Annotated in this window: 12 protein-coding genes; 10 read left to right on the forward strand and 2 right to left on the reverse strand. The window is 39.7% G+C overall.

Going from position 1 to position 18,299, the window contains the following annotated elements:
• Positions 1–142: 142 nt before the first annotated feature.
• Positions 143–565 carry a DUF488 domain-containing protein gene (locus FD724_RS00290; RefSeq protein ID WP_179071197.1) on the reverse strand — a complete coding sequence of 141 codons (423 nt, stop codon included), beginning with the start codon at positions 563–565 and terminating at the stop codon, positions 143–145.
• A gap of 31 nt (positions 566–596) precedes the next feature.
• Positions 597–1,379 carry a hypothetical protein gene (locus FD724_RS00295; protein WP_179071198.1) on the reverse strand — a complete coding sequence of 261 codons (783 nt, stop codon included), beginning with the start codon at positions 1,377–1,379 and terminating at the stop codon, positions 597–599.
• Positions 1,380–1,560: 181 nt separating this feature from the next.
• Between FD724_RS00295 and metH the strand changes: the two genes are divergently transcribed.
• The 10 genes from metH (at position 1,561) to FD724_RS00345 (ending at position 18,272) form a co-directional block, all read left to right on the forward strand.
• Entirely contained in the window at positions 1,561–5,079 is a 3,519-nt protein-coding gene (metH, locus tag FD724_RS00300) for a methionine synthase (RefSeq protein ID WP_179071199.1), read from the forward strand.
• Between the two features lie 226 nt (positions 5,080–5,305).
• Positions 5,306–6,682: a glycosyltransferase gene (locus FD724_RS00305; RefSeq protein WP_179071200.1), complete on the forward strand. Its 1,377-nt coding sequence runs from the start codon at positions 5,306–5,308 to the stop codon at positions 6,680–6,682.
• 642 nt (positions 6,683–7,324) lie between these two features.
• Positions 7,325–11,905 (forward strand): hormogonium polysaccharide biosynthesis protein HpsA, encoded by a 4,581-nt coding sequence (gene hpsA, locus FD724_RS00310; protein ID WP_179071201.1) that lies wholly within the window; start codon positions 7,325–7,327, stop codon positions 11,903–11,905.
• Positions 11,906–12,009: 104 nt separating this feature from the next.
• Entirely contained in the window at positions 12,010–12,726 is a 717-nt protein-coding gene (gene hpsB, locus FD724_RS00315; protein ID WP_179071202.1) for a hormogonium polysaccharide secretion pseudopilin HpsB, read from the forward strand.
• 69 nt (positions 12,727–12,795) lie between these two features.
• Positions 12,796–13,773 (forward strand): hormogonium polysaccharide secretion pseudopilin HpsC, encoded by a 978-nt coding sequence (hpsC, locus tag FD724_RS00320; RefSeq protein WP_179075361.1) that lies wholly within the window; start codon positions 12,796–12,798, stop codon positions 13,771–13,773.
• A 38-nt stretch (positions 13,774–13,811) separates the two neighbouring features.
• A complete protein-coding gene (locus FD724_RS00325) occupies positions 13,812–14,504 on the forward strand; it encodes a Tfp pilus assembly protein FimT/FimU (protein ID WP_179071203.1) in 693 nt (230 codons plus the stop codon).
• A gap of 193 nt (positions 14,505–14,697) precedes the next feature.
• Complete coding sequence (gene hpsE / locus FD724_RS00330) at positions 14,698–15,657, forward strand: hormogonium polysaccharide biosynthesis glycosyltransferase HpsE (RefSeq protein ID WP_179071204.1); 960 nt, start codon at positions 14,698–14,700, stop codon at positions 15,655–15,657.
• A 21-nt stretch (positions 15,658–15,678) separates the two neighbouring features.
• Positions 15,679–16,677 carry a hormogonium polysaccharide biosynthesis glycosyltransferase HpsE gene (gene hpsE / locus FD724_RS00335; protein WP_179071205.1) on the forward strand — a complete coding sequence of 333 codons (999 nt, stop codon included), beginning with the start codon at positions 15,679–15,681 and terminating at the stop codon, positions 16,675–16,677.
• Positions 16,670–17,746, forward strand: a complete 1,077-nt coding sequence (locus FD724_RS00340; protein ID WP_179071206.1) for a glycosyltransferase — start codon at positions 16,670–16,672, stop codon at positions 17,744–17,746. The genes hpsE (FD724_RS00335) and FD724_RS00340 overlap by 8 nt, the downstream gene beginning before the upstream one ends.
• Positions 17,712–18,272, forward strand: a complete 561-nt coding sequence (locus FD724_RS00345; protein WP_114080243.1) for a type II secretion system protein — start codon at positions 17,712–17,714, stop codon at positions 18,270–18,272. The genes FD724_RS00340 and FD724_RS00345 overlap by 35 nt, the downstream gene beginning before the upstream one ends.
• The last annotated feature ends 27 nt before the right edge of the window (positions 18,273–18,299 follow it).

The following is an 18,299-nucleotide window of genomic DNA, read 5'->3' on the forward strand; positions in this document are numbered from 1 at the left end:
AAAACCACAGTATAGTAAGCATTTCAGATTTACGGATAATTATAATAGCGATCGCACCACCAAAGCTATAGGTTGCGATCGCTTCTTCTGAGATGAGGTCTATTAAGCACTCTTCCCTAAGTAGTAAAAAAATTGTAGTTTACTACTCTAAATGCTTAACAGGAATTGATACCAAGTTTCCCAAACAATCAGCAACTTCTTTTCGATGACAGCGATTCGGGTTCATTTCAGCACACAACAATAAAATATTACCTGTTTGAGCAATTTGTGCAATTTCATGTAGAGCTTTTTTTGCTTCTTCCTGATTTATAGGAATCCAATTTTCTTTACCAGATGTGTTACCTAAAGCGGTTTTAGAAATATACTCAATATGATTTGATTCACAGAATATTTTAATTTTGTCGCCGTACCATTTACGGCTCCAAGCACGAGGAACCATCCTCACATCAACAACACATTCCACATCAAACTTTTGCAGGTATTCCAAGAAGACATCGTAGTCTTTGCGATTGCCATATCCAAAAGTAAGTATACATCTTGTTTTAGCAATATCTTTAACTTTCATTTTTAATTCCTGGAACAATCAACTTTAAATATTATATTTTGATTAATGGTGGGTAAAATATCCCAATAATCATAAAGCTATTTTTGTGATTTTTTAGGTTTCCCATGATAAAGTATAAATCTTTTTTGCTTAAAAACTCGTCTTCTAATTTTTGGCGTACTTTTTCTAAAGCCTCCTTTTCTTTATTCTCCATACTTGTTTCCTTTGATCTATCTCTACAGCCTCTATAAAGTTGTTGAATTTCCCAATCATTTATTGTACAACGATGCCTCTTTCCATCTTTAGAAAAAAATTCGTAACCAAACTTATAAGGAATTTTATCTAACTGTACTGAAGGCTCAAACAAGTCCATCTGATCTAATATTGCTTGCTGTTTTGGTTTCCACTCCCGTTCTATTTCTTTCTTACAGAAGTATTTTTTTATAGTTTGTGGTTTAATAATACCGAGAGACTTACCTTGCTCTTTAATATCGAGAATAGATTTGAATTCTAGTGGCAAAACCAAAGCTTTTCGCTCTTCCCAGTTTTTGCTAGTATCAATTTTTCGTATTACTTCTATCGAAGAATCATCTATACGAAAACTTTCTTCTCTATAATCTTTATCATTTCTTTCTATTTTAGCACTTATAATTGACCATCTGGGATAACGCTGATCAAAATCTAATTGACGGAAACGAATGGGATAAATCCGAATCCACTGAACTGGTTTATCGTCATCATCTAATAAAACTCCTGCTGTACAGACTGTTTCTTGATATTTTGTGCTAATTGAAGGGTATGTTTTAGTTGCAATTAGAATTTTTCTTCTTTCCACAAAACGACCTCTATATGAACTAGCTCACTATGTATACTGGCAATGTAAGTACATCAGTCGCTTCAGTATATATCAAAATTTTTCCATTACATACTGCCGAAACTCCCAAAATTTTGGAAAATAATAAAGTAAGTTGAGTATCACAAGACTCACTTGATGTCCTCATTTCTTCTAGGAAAATATGACTCATTCTTTCCTTGAACGCCTGCGTAGTCCAGATAGCCCAGTCCTCGTCTTCGACGGGGCGATGGGAACTAACCTGCAAACCCAAAACCTGACTGCTGAAGACTTCGGCGGCCCACAGTATGAAGGTTGTAACGAATACTTAGTCCACACAAAACCCGAAGCAGTCGCTAAGGTTCACCGCGACTTTCTCGCCGCTGGTGCTGATGTCATTGAAACCGATACCTTTGGCAGTACGTCCCTGGTGCTGGCAGAATATGACTTGGCAGACCAAGCGTATTACCTCAGCAAGACAGCCGCAGAATTAGCCAAGCGTGTGGCTGCGGAATTTTCCACGCCAGAAAAACCCCGGTTTGTGGCAGGTTCCATCGGCCCCACAACTAAACTCCCTACCTTGGGACATATTGACTTTGACACCATGAAAGCTACTTTTGCCGAACAAGCAGAGGCGCTATGGGATGGTGGTGTTGATTTATTTTTGGTGGAAACTTGCCAAGACGTGCTGCAAATTAAGGCGGCGCTGAATGGAATTGAAGAAGTGTTTGCCAAAAAAGGCGATCGCCGCCCGTTAATGGTTTCTGTAACAATGGAAAGCATGGGCACAATGTTGGTAGGTTCAGAAATCAGTGCTGTGCTGACAATTCTGGAACCTTACCCAATAGATATTCTTGGTCTAAACTGCGCCACAGGCCCAGACTTGATGAAACCACACATCAAGTATCTGTCAGAACATTCACCTTTCATCGTTTCCTGTATACCCAACGCGGGTTTACCCGAAAACGTCGGCGGTCAAGCGCACTACCGCCTGACACCGTTAGAATTACGGATGTCGCTAATGCATTTTGTTGAAGATTTGGGTGTCCAAGTGATCGGGGGTTGCTGTGGGACGCGTCCAGAACACATTCAACAATTGGCAGAACTTGCTAAAGACCTGAAGCCAAAAGTTAGACAGCCAAGTTTAGAACCAGCAGCAGCATCAATTTACACCACTCAACCCTACGACCAAGATAATTCCTTCTTGATTGTTGGCGAACGCCTCAACGCCAGTGGTTCCAAGAAGTGCCGCGATTTGCTAAATGCGGAAGATTGGGATGGACTCGTTTCAATGGCGAGGGCGCAAGTCAAAGAAGGCGCACACATCCTCGATGTCAACGTCGATTATGTGGGACGCGACGGCGTGCGGGATATGCACGAATTAGTTTCGCGCATTGTTAATAATGTGACACTGCCCTTAATGCTTGACTCCACCGAATGGGAAAAGATGGAGGCGGGTTTAAAGGTTGCCGGTGGTAAGTGTTTGCTGAACTCCACTAACTACGAAGATGGAGAACCGCGCTTTTTAAAAGTGTTGGAGTTGGCGAAGAAATACGGTGCTGGTATAGTCATTGGTACTATCGATGAAGATGGGATGGCGCGGACAGCAGACAAAAAGTTTGCGATCGCACAACGCGCATACCGTCAAGCTGTAGAATTTGGCATACCACCTACAGAAATATTCTTTGATACCCTAGCGTTACCAATTTCTACCGGGATTGAAGAAGACCGAGAAAACGGTAAAGCCACAATTGAGTCTATCCGGCGAATTCGTGAAGGATTGCCTGGATGTCATGTGATTTTGGGTGTTTCTAATATTTCCTTTGGTTTGAATCCAGCCTCGCGGATGGTGCTGAACTCAGTGTTTTTGCACGAGGCGACGACGGCGGGAATGGATGCAGCCATTGTCAGCGCTAACAAAATTTTACCGCTCTCGAAGATTGACGAACGTCATCAAGAAATTTGTCGCCAGTTGATTTATGATGAGCGGAAATTTGAGGGTAACGTCTGCGTTTATGATCCTTTGGGAGAGCTTACCACAGCATTTGCTGGGGTGACAACAAAACGCGATCGCTCCTTAGATGAAAGTCTCCCCATTCCAGAACGACTTAAACGCCATATTATTGACGGCGAACGCATAGGCTTAGAAGAACATCTGAAAAAAGCCTTAGAAGAACATCCCCCCTTAGAAATTATCAACACCTTCCTGCTAGATGGCATGAAAGTTGTCGGGGAATTATTCGGTTCTGGACAAATGCAGCTACCCTTCGTTTTGCAATCAGCAGAAACCATGAAGGCGGCAGTTGCGTTTTTAGAACCCTTCATGGAAAAATCAGAATCAGGCAACAATGCCAAGGGAACTTTTATCATTGCCACAGTTAAAGGCGATGTCCACGACATTGGTAAAAACTTGGTGGATATCATCTTGTCTAACAACGGCTACAAGGTGATTAACCTGGGAATTAAACAGCCGGTAGAAAATATCATCAACGCTTACGAACAGCACAAAGCTGATTGTATAGCTATGAGTGGTTTACTGGTAAAATCCACCGCCTTCATGAAAGAGAACTTGGAGGTATTCAACGAAAAGGGAATTAGTGTTCCCGTAATTTTAGGTGGTGCAGCGCTGACTCCCAAATTTGTGTATGAAGATTGCCAAAAGGCTTATAAAGGTAAAGTCGTTTATGGCAAAGATGCCTTTTCTGACTTGCACTTCATGGATAAATTAATGCCAGCAAAAGCTACTGGTAACTGGGAAGATTTGCAAGGATTTTTGAATGAAGTAGAAACTGCTGAAGTTTCGACAAATGGTCACAAAGAACCAAAAGCTAAGACTGCTGAAGAAACATCTGCTGAACCAAAAGTAGTAGATACGAGACGTTCTGATGCTGTAGCGATAGATATTGAACGTCCGACACCGCCTTTTTGGGGAACACAGTTATTGCAGCCTAGTGATATTCCCATTGAAGAAATATTCTGGCACTTAGATTTACAAGCTTTAGTTGCTGGACAATGGCAATTCCGCAAACCAAAGGAACAATCTAAGGAAGAATATCAGGCTTTCTTAGCTGAGAAAGTCTACCCAATTTTAGAAACTTGGAAACAGCGAATTATTGAAGAGAATCTGTTGCATCCCCAGGTGATTTATGGGTATTTCCCTTGTCAAGCTGAGGGGAATTCTCTACATATATGGAACCAATCACAGCAGGTTACAACTTTTGAATTCCCCAGACAGAAGTCTTTAAGGCGGCTGTGCATAGCAGATTTCTTTGCACCAAAGGAATCGGGAATTATTGATGTCTTCCCGATGCAGGCGGTGACTGTAGGAGAGATTGCCACAGAGTTCGCTCAAAAGCTGTTTGCGGCTAATCAATACACCGATTATCTGTATTTCCACGGTATGGCGGTGCAGGTTGCGGAAGCTGTAGCTGAATGGACACACGCCAGAATTCGCCGAGAATTAGGTTTTACTGCTGAAGAACCCGACAATATCCGGGACATATTGGCACAACGCTATCGTGGCTCACGGTATAGTTTTGGTTATCCAGCTTGCCCGAATATCCAAGACCAATACAAGCAACTGGAATTATTGCAGACTGACAGAATTAAATTGTATATGGATGAAAGTGAACAACTTTATCCAGAACAGTCTACCACTGCAATTATTACTTACCACCCAGTAGCAAAATACTTTAGCGCTTAATCCATATCGCCTCCCCCTCTCCTTAATAAGGAGAGCAGGGTGGTTTCATACAAAGAAAGAAAAAACCTTTTGGACTTTATTGGCTAAAGCACTTGAGCTTGAGGGATAGTGCGAAAATCGAGAAATGTGGCAAGAGTCATGATTGGAGTACAGATATTACTGGGTAATTCACAATACAGCGAATAAAATAGCAAGAGCAGATTTCCTGTCCTGGAGATTCCTCCCGATGAAAGTAATCCAAGCTCTTGCTCGTTATTTTCCAGATAAATGCGGTGGTATTCAAGTAAACCTCAACGATTTACTGCCAGAATTGCGATCGCTCTTAGCGTTGGCGGAGCGATCGCATGATATTGACATCTTGATAGCAGCCGCCAAATTAGGTTCCCCACATGGTGATACTTACAAGTACAACGATGTAGAAGTTTATCGATATCCTGTATTCCCTGTACCTAGAACACAACCGAATCACGGTCAATTTCCTCATGGAAAATTTGAAGATTTTGCTAATTGGCTATCTCACCAAAAAGCAGACATCTACCATCAGCACCATTGGGAAGTATCTTGTGGATTGCCTCATCTACGTTTGGCAAAAGAATTAGGCTTGTCAACAGTTGTAACAATCCATTATCCTCTACCCTTATGCCAGCGAACTACTCTGATGTTCAATGGACAACAGGCTTGTGATGGCAAAATAGATGTGGTGCGTTGTTCCCAGTGTGCTGATAGTTTTAGCAGAAAGCTACCTGCTGCAATGGTCAAAGGTTTTAGCTATCTGCCCGAAGCTATTTTAGGGAGAGTTCCATTGCCTGTAAGTGCCTATCTTCCTGCCTCAGTAGACGAGGGCAACTTAGGACAATTTGTGCGTCCTTTTGTGATCCCTGGTTATGTTACTGCCCGCAAAAAAAGTCTGCTAGAAATGGCAAAATATGCTGACCGCATTGTAGCAGTGTGTGATTGGCTTTATGAAGCTCTACTGATTAACGGCATTCCTGAAAAAAAACTCGTTCTCTCTCGACACGGAATTTCTGACGCTACACAAGAAAAATCAACACTGGTATTACAGCAATCTGGCACTTTAAAAGTAGTTTTTTTAGGACGCTGGGATATATATAAAGGTATTGATATCTTAGTCCAAGCAGTTAAAGATTTACCTGCGGTGATTCCCATTGAATTGATAATTCATGGCATAGCGCAAGATGAACGATATCGCCAAAAAATTTTTAACCTAATTGACAATGACCCCCGAATTCGCATAGAGAAACAACTAACTAGAGTTGAACTTCCCCAGGCTCTAGCCAATTACGACATCCTAGCTGTACCTTCCCAATGGTTAGAAACTGGGCCGATAGTAGTCTTAGAAGCCCATGAAGCCGGCCTCCCTGTAATTGGTTCCAATTTGGGGGGTATTGCCGAACTTGTAAAACATGGCATTGATGGTTGGTTAGTAACTGCTAATGATACTAAAGCTTGGACTCAAGCTCTTGAGCGATTAGCAACAGATACTAATTTACTTAATAAATTGCGCCAAGGTATTAAACCTGTTCGCACAGTAAATATGCAGGCAGCAGATTTAGCAACCATATATAAAAACCTACAACGGTAGTTTCAAAAATTAAATACTAGTCCTATAGTCTGTGCAAGCAACAGTGTAATTCAGCTATTGACTATTAAACCTAATTACTACGTATTTGCTTGAAATTATGAATATTTATTCTACCGCCTCCCTAATACAGGGAGGTTTTAAGTTTTTTCATATTATTTTGCCCCTAACTGATATTTTTACCTTAACACGTGGGTATTATAGCCTTAGTATGCTGACAACATCTTCATAAAGCTAGCTTTGAATGAAATGGATTTCTACAAAGTTAATTTTAAGTCATACTATTTTTCTATGAAAGTGAGCTTAATTAGCTTGGAAATGTAGGTTTTGTTTCTGTGATATCAGCCTTCTATATAAAAATAAATTTTTATCTCTTTAGTGGACATAAATTAAATAATTTCGAGAAGATCAGTATTTTTCGGTATTAACCAAAAAATGAACCTATGATATAAAGTGAATAAATCGTATTGGTTAATTTACTACTACAGGTTAATTTACTACTACATTTTTAAAAATGTTTAAACAAGGTTAACTTTTACATAAATCAAAAGTCTCACTTTTAGCTAAAACCTAAATAATAGGCTGAATACCTATAAATTCAAATATCCTCACATCCGTAAACAAACACTTAGCAGGGAAGCTTCTATGTCTGTAAAACGCAAGTTATTGAAGGCACTAATATTTTATTTAAAAAACCTTAGTAATCAGTTTTTATCTACAACAAAAAAGAAAATAATTTGGTTTCTAAGAACTATTTTTATAACTAATAGAAGGCGTGGTGCAGGAAATGCTGGTTTTGTTTTACCAACGGTAGCAATGGTATCTTTAGTTGTTGTACTGTTAACAACTGCAATTTTATTTCGCTCTTTTGAACGCTCTAAAAATGCTAGTAATGTTCGAGTAAATGAGGCTGCACTAAATGCTGCTACCCCAGCAATCGATCGAGCTAGAGCTAAAATAAATAAGCTGTTTCAAGACGGACGACTACCACGAGCCACACCAACAGATGATGCGTTGTATTCTACTTTGAGCGGCAATATCAATGAATATACATTTGGTGATGAAACTCAACTTCAACTGGCTCTAAATACCGATCAAAAAGCAAAAAGAACTGAAACTACTGAAAAGGATAAGACACTAAATACTGCATGGCTATACCCTCTAGATACTGACAACAATGGCAAGTTTGATAGCTACACGCTTTATGGCATTTACTTTAGAAATCCTCCCATAAACGCTGGTGTATATAAATATGCCAGAAATCCATTAGAAGCAAGAACTTTACCAATGACTGCTGGTAATGTCAGTGGAGATTGTGGAGATACGCTAGGCACAAGCGCTACCTTAGTAGGTAATACTGGCTGGTTTAAAGTGGGCAATAAGTTGAAAAAAGCCTTTTTTGTCTATACAGCAACTGTTCCTATTACTACTACACCATCTAATACTAAATACGAACTTTACAAAGGTAATAAAAGCTTTTCTGCTTTAGAGTATCAACAAGAACGTGTCCAAATTCCTGTAGTTAATAATGCTGTTCTTTATGAAGATGATATAGGACTTAGCCCAGGCCCCGCCTTCAGATTAAATGGACGAATTTTTACCAATAGTAATTTTCTCACTGGTTCGCCAGCAAATAGTGTCAAGCTATTTCAAGTTAGCAGTAAGGAATCCTGTTTCTACGATAACGATAATGCCAAAATAGTAATTGGTGGAAACTTGGGTGCTGGTGGCTTCACAGATACAAGTGACTTAGGCAATGTCACCAAAGTGCATTTATTTAGAAAAGGAGAAGCTACCGATCCTGTTGAAGTCGATTTTGCAAAATCAACTACTCCAGCATCAAACGAAGCGAATTTCATGGCTTATAACAGCCTTGCCTATACTCAGCGTATCACTCGGCTAGTTAACGCCCAAATAGCTACCACAAATCCCGATCCCGCAGAAGTTACCAAAGGTATTCAACAACAAAAAGATAAGCTTGCTTTAGCAAGTTACACCACAGCAGAAAACGACGCATTACGCAAACAACAGCTACAGCTTTACTTTCAAAAACGCACCCGGCGCGTACCTTACAAAGAAGTTGCTGCTGGAAGCACTGAAGCAGTTGCATTAGGTACATACGCCACAACTACTCCGCTTCAAGGCAGTGGCGATACCCTACGCCCTGTAGATGCTTGGATGTATCCTACCGATCCCACGGATGGGAAAACGGGTACTGGTTACGCTAATTTAACACTAAATATCAGCAGTAATAAACTGATACCTGGTGCAACGGAACCCACAAAACTAGAAAAAGACTATGGCGAAAAAGAACAATCCTTGGGTGACAGGGTTGTAATTGGTAATAATCTGCCTCAAATCTGGTGGGACAGCAATCAAAGCCAATTTGTCGGCCCAAATTTCCAAGATACCCAAAATATTAGTGGTGTTAACTGGGATCTACCAACAACACCTGCTACACCTCGCACTCGCCGCTCTCGCGTACAAATACTAGCTGATTTAGGCTCTACAGACCGAGATAAAGATTGGGAACTAGCAGCAGCCCAAGTTCCGAGTACCATACAAGACCCTGTTGGTGGTTTACGAGTGGTAACTGGTGCTGGGATTTATTTGCCTGATAGTTACACAGCCGCAAGTACTACTTTCACTTCAGCTACCAAAGAAATTTGGTCTGATCTGATGCCAGTGCCTCAAGCTCCAGCACCCACGCAAAAGACTATTAAGCCATATTGGATGTATGATTACTCTGCTGTAGGCGCAACTAATTACTCTTCAATACAGTATAAATGGCCCGAAATTGCCGATCCAACTAAGACACCATCTCTGCGGATGCGAGCTACAGCTGTTTATCACTACAAAGCTACTAGTTACGACCAGCAAAGTCCACAGCCTATAGCTTGTGTAAGCAGCTTTTACGTCCCCACTAATAGCACTACTGCTAAAAATCAAACAGGACTTCCAGCTTGGGCTTCAGATGCTAATAGTTCAGCTACAGGTGGTTTATCCAACAACGGCATAGTTTACGGGCCTCCAACAAAGGCAGTCAGTGATTATCAGGCCATACTGACTTATCAATCTCAATTAAAATATCCAAAAGGAGATATAAAAGGAGATCCAAAACGTCCAATAACTGATACAGCTAATACAGATTATTTAGCTGGACGTTCTATAGATGATGGACTGCTAGCAAAAGCTTTAGCAAAAACAGCAGCAAATCGTACTCTTTCGGAACAATCTACAATTCATGCTGCAATTTGCGCCCTACAAATTTTAGACGGCAGTATTTCTCCAGTAATCACTACACCTCCTATTCCTCACGGTGCAATTCAAGAAACTGCCTTTTTAGATGCAAGACAGGTTAAGGCAAATCAAACAACCACTACAAGTACTGATTACGATCTTGCAACAAAAGACAGACAACCTTTAGAAGTTCGCGCCACAGTATTAGATATCAACTCGCTTCGCACTACTACGTATGGTGCAGCAACTCCAGCGCAAGAATACTTACTGCCAAATAGTGGCATTATCTATGCTACTCGCAATGATGCACTGCCAGATTTGAGTTCAACAAAGACAGATCCAGAGGCGCAAAAACTTGAAAGCCCAGTGGATTATACGCTTGACCCAACGCGCCGTCCTAATGCCATTATGCTCATCAACGGCTCACAAATCGGTCGCGGCACAAGTAATAATTATCGAGACGTAGAGAAAGGGTTGATTTTAGCTACCAATTTGCCTGTTTACGTTAAGGGTAACTTTAATCTTCACACCCAAGAAGAGTTCACAACAGCATTGTCAGATGATTGGAGCAATTTCTATACTCGCGCCAAAGCACAGCGCAATCCGAATTTCGCTTGTCGTCCAAATGACACAAGGCTACCAAACTGTACAACTGGCGATCTATGGCGTCCTGCATCTGTATTGGCAGATTCTGTTACTTTACTTTCTAATAACTTTAGATTAGGCTACCGCGATGAGGGAGATTATGACTGGAGTAATAGCTATGATGCTCCATTCCCAATACCATCTGGTTTCTCACAATACAATAGCTTTGTCCCCGTAGCTAAATGGCGTGACACCGCTACAAAAATACCCAAAGACTTTGACTCAATTACAACAGGAGTTCAAGGTAGTTCCTACCTCAACAACTTTGTGACACCAATTGCGCTACAAATACCACCAGGGAGTTATTTGACCGAAATTTGCACTGCAAGTAACCCAGCAGATTGTAGTGATCCTTTAAATTGGATTGTTACAACATCGTGTGGAAATGGAGGTGGAAATAATTCATGGGACGGTAACATTATTGGTAAAAATGGAGACCCTGACAATAAGCGATTAAAAACAGGATATATTTTTAGCCCAGCAAGCGATCTGACATGCTTTCCTGCAAATGCTCCTCGGAGAATTGCTTTTGTACGTGATGCCACTACTCATCAATTAGTTACTCCTCTTAGAGTCTTGGGAGTTGATTCCCCTGGTAAGAATGTACAAGAATTTACTCTGGGGTCAGGAACATCAACTACAGGGACAACACTATTACAGCCATCACCCGATGTGTTCATGCCCTGGCTGAAGCCTGTTATAACTGCTGGTGTTGTCAGTGGATTTGAACCAGTTCTACAAATTAACCAACCCTTTGCTACTCCTCAAGACCCAGACAACACTAATAATATTGTCTCTGGAACCCACAATAATTGGTTGCAAACAGCTACTGAAACTACCTTTAATTTAATTGCTGTGGCTGGAGATACCCCTGCGCGTCCTACAGAAGACAATGGTGGTTTACACAACTTTGTGCGCTTGCTAGAAAACTGGAACCCAACAGGAGGAACAAGCGATGCCATTAAAGCTAGGATTAGTGGCTCTTTCGTCCAGACTAAACGAAGTGCATATGCCACAGCACCATTCAACACATCTATATCAACTCAATCTGATAGTTTTAAGTATAAGATTCAAGGCAACAACAGCAGAACTCCTTTTTATCTGGCTCCTACACGGCAATGGGGTTATGATGTAGCGCTGCTATCTCAGTCGCCTGACTTATTAGCCCAAAAATTGGCAACCATACCAGACGATTTGCCAGATGAGTACTTCCGGGAAGTTGGTCGAGATGACGCATGGGTGCAAAGTTTGTTGTGTGCGAAAAAACCCGATACTAGCACTCCTCCTGTATATACTCCTGCAATCGATTCCGATCAACGTCCTAGTAACTGCCCATCTTAAAACTTCATACTACTCTCCTAAACTGTAACTTTCACTTTAGGGGAGTAAGATTTCTCAATTACGTTTTTGAATGCAAATTGGTATCAGAAGCTGGTGATAAGTTAATGATTAAGCACAAACTACAGCAACAAATCATTCCTGCTGATGAGTCTGGTTTTACGATTATTGAGTCTTTGGTAGCAATAGTTATAGTTGCTATTTTAATGGCAGCGATCACACCTGCGATCGTCATCTCAACAGCAACCCGCGTTCAGTCTCGACGAGTGGAACTTGCAACTCAAGCGACAAAAGCATTTATTGATGCCATCAGAACTGGAGCAATTACAGGGCCAAGTACAATCATTGCACGCGATCCTGCAAATGCAACTACAACCCGAAATGTTTCAAATTCAACTCAAGCAGCAGCCTATTTAATTAGCAGTACAGAGATGCCCGTTCCGCAACCAAGTGATACGAATTTGTATTGCTTTAAGGTTACTGATGGCACTATTACTACTACTAGTACTACAGGTTGTAGGGATAAGCCATTTGAGCAGTTTTACATTCAAGCTGCTCAAGTTAAAGTCACAGATAGTTCTGTAAACGACGGTTATCGTCTAGCAATTAGGGTTTATCGAACAGATATTGACTTTAGTAAAACTATAACAGCCAATACTGGGAACTCGAATAATGATAAGAAAACACAAAAAACTTTCACAGGTGGATTAGGCGATCGCCAAGCACCATTAATCGAAATGACAACCGATATTGGCAACAGTTACACTACATTTCAGGCTTTATGCCGACGACTGGGTACTGCAACAAATCAAGCTTGCCAGTAAAAAACTAGGCAGTTTCACATTATGCGATGCTCACTGTGCATTTATCACTAAAGAGAATTCCACAATATGGTGAGTACACTAAAATTCTTAATCAAAAGCCAGCTAAAACGCTCTAGGCTAGTTCAGCAAGTTAACGGTTTTACTATGATTGAACTGTTGATTGCCATGATTCTGGCATTCCTCATCATCACACCGTTGCTAGGATTCATGGTTAACATTATGGATACAGACCGAAAGGAGCAAGCAAAGGCAAATTCTGAGCAAGAAATTCAAGCTGCGTTAGATTATATTGCCCGTGATTTACAACAGGCAATTTATATTTATGATGCTGACGGAATTGAAGCTATCAAAAGTCAATTACCTAATTCGAGCGCGACAGATAGAGTCCCTGTCGTTGTCTTTTGGAAGCGAGAATTAGTTAATCAAGCGCTTACAATTACAGGAACCGAAAAAGATGATACTTTTGTATACTCATTGGTTGCCTATTATTTAATTAAAGACGCTACTTCTAGTTCTACTTGGTCTAATGCAGCTCGGATTGCGAGATGGCAAATTAAAGATGGTGTACCAGCTAGTACTGGTGTTGATTGTACTGGCTATACTGGCAAATATATTAGTGGTAATTGTCCTAGTCCAGGTTTTACCTTATTTAAGCTGGATGGAGTAGGGACTATCAAAGACAAAATGAATGCTTGGGTAAAAGCCACAGCAACTTATACTGCCGATACCACAGTACTTGTTGACTTTATTGATCAAAGCAAAACTGATGATACAACACCAGCACCTGCGGCAACTTGTCCTACTGATAACAACACATGGCAAAAAGTATCACCAAACACTGCTAGCTTTAATACACGTAATACTGGCAAAATGACTGGATTCTATGCGTGTATCGATAGAGTTAACACAACAGCACAGGTATCTTTACGAGGCAATGCACTCGCACGTTTACAAAGCAATAACCTTAATTACACAGATACCAACAAAACTTATTTTCCAAGTGCAAGTATACGCGTACAAGGGCGTGGATATTTATTTACTAAATAAGTGTTAAAAATTCAAGGATTAATTAATGGCAGCTAATTATGGGAAAGTTAAGTTTGAAGTTATTTAACCCAAACAGTAGAAATGAAACCAGTAAACAGCGATGTTTAATTCACAGACTACGCTATGCTTCTGGATACACCCAACACGATGCTGGCTTTAGCTTGCTGGAATTAATCGTAGTGATGGTGATGATTGGAATTTTATCAGCGATCGCAGCTCCTGGTTGGCTTGCTTTTGTGAATCGGCAGAAAGTGAATAAGGTTAACGACGCTGTTTTAGCCGCACTGCAAGAAGCACAGCGCGAAGCTAAAAACAAAAAACTTAGCTACAGTGTCAGTTTTCAGAAAAATAGCACAACCCAAAATGCAGAGGTTGCTGTTTATAATACCAATGCTGGAAGCCCTACATGGAAACCTTTAGGAGCAGATGTAGGCATCAGCTCTGATAAATTTCTGCTAGGTGCAAATCTCACCAGTCAAAACACTGCTGGTTCATCTGTCTCTTACACTTTAAGTGCGTCAACAAAAATTACCTTTGACTATATGGGGACTTTACCCAATGCAAGCTTTGGAACACCTGTAGCCCCTTCGACAGAGCCACCTGGGTTAAAAATAGTGGTAGCTGTACCAAGCTCTGCAAACTCCACATCGGCTAGTAGCGTCAAGCGATGCGTCATTGTGAAAACTCTCTTAGGCTCAATGCTCACAGCACAAGATGATAAATGCAGTTAAGTAGCTTATGCAGGAATCTTCATTTCAAATTACGTAATAATACTGTATATAAAACTGCACATTGATAGCAAAATTAAAACATCAGGTGCAGTTTTTAATGTTCGATAGATTTATTTAAGAGCCAGTAATAAACTAGCTATTGGTTCAATATATAAAATAAAAAGCGTCTTAATCAAAATGTGAATTTTGTCAAATGGCTGAAAACCTTGATATTACTGTAGCTATCCCAACTTATAACGGTGAAAGTCGTTTGCCTGAACTACTAGAACGGCTACAAAACCAACTTCACACCGAAAATTTATCTTGGGAAATTATAGTTGTAGACAACAACAGCACTGATAACACAGCTAAAGTTGTTCAAACCTATCAACAGAATTGGCAATGTCCTTACCCTTTAAAGTATTGCTTTGAAGCACAACAAGGGGCAGCCTATGCCCGAAAAAAGGCAGTTGCAGAAGCTAAAGGTAAATTCATAGGTTTTCTAGATGATGACAACTATCCAGTATCAAATTGGGTATATGCAGCTTATACTTTTGGTGAAAAATACCCTAAAGCGGGAGCTTATGGCAGCCAAATTCACCCCGACTGGGAAGTAGAACCACCAGAAAACTTTCAGAGAATTGCTCCATTCTTAGCAATTACAGAGCGAGGTAATTTACCGTTATTATATGAAGCATCTAAAAAATTGCTCCCTCCCTCTGCCGGACTTGTAGTGCGTAAACAAGCGTGGTTAGAAAGCGTGCCAAATAAGGCGATTTTAACTGGGAGAGTTAAGGGCAATATGCTTACCAGTGAAGACTTAGAAATGTTGTCTTATATCCAAAAATCAGGATGGGAAATTTGGTATAACCCAGAAATGGAAATTTCCCATAGAATACCTAGTTCTCGTTTACAAAAAAACTATTTAATTCCCTTTTTTAGAGGAATTGGACTTAGCCGTTATGTAACTAGAATGGTTAATATCAAACAGGTATATAGACCAATTGCTCTTTTATCTTATATGATAAATGACTTACGTAAAATTACTTTACACTTACTCAAATACCGAACTAGACTCAAACACGATTTGGTAGTTGCTTGCGAAATGGAACTTTTTCTTAGTAGCTTCATTAGCCCTTTTTATCTTTGGAAAAATGGATATTTTAAAAAATAAATTATCAAAACATTAAATATTATGGTCGACTTATCAGTTGAAAGTTTAGATATTAGCATAGCTATCCCTGCCTATAACGGAGCAACCCGTTTACCTAAAGTTTTAGATAAGCTATTAAACCAGATAGGAGTAGAAAAACTTAATTGGGAAATTATTATTGTAGATAACAATAGTTCTGATAACACATCTGAAATAATCCAGAATTACCAAAAAATATATGATATAAATTGTCGGTTAAGATACTTTCTAGAACCCAAACAGGGAGCAGCTTTTGCAAGATTGCGGGCAGTACGTGAAGCAAGAGGTGAGCTAATAGCGTTTTTAGATGATGATAATTTACCCGATCCTGATTGGTTAGCTCAAGCATATACCTTTGGATTAGAACATCCTCAAGCAGGTGCTTGGAGCGGACAGATTCATGGGGATTTTGAAGTAAAGCTGCCAGAAAATTTTGAAAGAATTCAAGCTTTTTTAGCAATCAGAGAACATGGTTCAAATCCGCATTTATTTGATGCAGAAAATTTAAGACTACCTCCTGCGGCAGCGCTTGTTGTGAGAAAACAAGTATGGTGTGAAAATGTACCAGAACAACCGAATTTAAGCGGCAAATTACCTGGCATTTTTGTGCAGGGTGATGACTATGAACCATTGCTTTATATACATTATGCAGGCTGGGAAATTTGGTATAACCCTAACATGCATACTTATCATCAAATACCACATTGGCGGCTGGAAAGAGATTATTTACTGACTTTGGCACGTGGCTGTGGCTTGTGTATTTTTCAGCTACGTTTGATAAATGCTAAAAATTGGCAAAAACCAATAATTTTTGTGAAAACTATTTTAGGAAACTTACGTAGAGTATTACAGCACCTCATTCAGTATAGAGGGCAATTTAAAACTAATCTAATTGCTCTTTTTGAGCTTAACTTTTACTTAGCTAGTATGATGAGTCCCTTTTATTCTTTAAGATGCAAGTTAGACAAAATCTTGAAAACAAGAAGTGTACAACATGATTAAGTCAACTTTAAATAAAACATTAGTTAGTGTAATTATCCCAGCTTACAATAGTGAAAAAACTATTAAAGAAACTATTGAATCTGTTTTAAATCAAACTTTTCACAATCTAGAATTAATTGTAATAAATGATGGTTCCCAAGACTCAACCTTAGAAATTATTACAAAAATTCCAGACTCACGAATAAAAGTATTTTCCTATCCCAATGCCGGGGGAAACGTTAGTCGTAACCGAGGGCTACACCATGCTGTTGGAAAATTTGTTAGTTTCTTAGATGCGGATGATATTTGGACACCTGATAAACTTAAATCTCAATTAAAGGCTTTGCAAGAAAACGTTACCGCAAAAGTCGCTTATAGTTGGACTGATTATATTGACGAAAATGGTGAGTTTATACTTTCGGGTAAGCGTGTTAAAGCTAATGGAAATGTTTATGAAAATTTACTACTAAATAACTTTTTAGAGAATGGTTCCAATCCTTTAATTTGTAGAAAAGCTTTAATTGCATTAGGTGGCTTTGACGAATCTCTAGGTGCGGCTCAGGATTGGGATATGTGGCTGCGATTAGCATCTAAGTTTAATTTTATATGTGTCCCATCTGTACAAATCTTATATCGCATAACTCCTAATTCAGTTTCTTGCAATCTTGTCAGACAGGAAAGATCCTGTTTGCAAGTGCTTGAGAGAGCCTACAAAAAAAGACCTTCTCTACGAGAAGCTACAGGAACGACACTAAAGGATAGTTGGAATCTTTGTCTGGCAAATTTATACAAATACCTGGTCTGCAAAGCTCTACAAAAGCCATTTAACAGAAAAAAAGGTCTAGCGGCGGCTATATTTTTGTGTAAGTATTTTATTTATAACCCTTCAAGACTTCAGAACATAAATTTCACCTTCAAACTGTCACTGAAAATTGTCACAATCCTTATTCTGCCGACCTTACTAGATATTATTACTAACCAGCGTCAACTTAGAAGGCAAGAAACTGAAACATTGCTCAACGACTGGGTAGTTGAAAAGCGATCAGAAAACAAAAATGGATATCCAGGTGCATTTACCGTCTCTAGTTAATGCAAAGAAGCTTTTGAATAAGCACTCCAGTAGTGGTTTTACCCTACCAGAGATGTTAGTAGTTGTTGTATTAATTGGTATATTAGCTACCCAGGGAATATCTAACTGGTTAGCTTTTGTAGAGACTCGCCGTCTCAACACTGCTCAAAACGAAGTTCACCTTGCTATTCATCAAGCCCGAAGCCAAGCCAGTAAGGAAAAGTTGACTTGGCAAGCTAGCTTTCGTGAGCAAAACGGCATTATTCAATGGGCAGTTCATCCTGCTACAGTAAATCCATCTACTGCTAATTGGAATAACATAGATTCCAATGTACGCTTAGATTCTGAGACAACCTTGCAATTGTCAAATGGCATACGCAAAGTTCAATTTGACTACAGAGGTAATTCACAAAATTTAGGACGGATCACGCTATCCAGTAGTTCTGGTGGTAAAGTTAAGCGTTGTGTTATTATTTCAACGATTTTAGGCACAATGCGAACTGCGAAGGAGCATACTACAGCCGATGACGGCAAGTATTGCTATTAAAATATTTTTAGTTTATTCAAATAAGGT

Origin of the sequence: Nostoc sp. C057 (assembly GCF_013393925.1) — a bacterium.
Classification (GTDB): domain Bacteria; phylum Cyanobacteriota; class Cyanobacteriia; order Cyanobacteriales; family Nostocaceae; genus Nostoc; species Nostoc muscorum_A.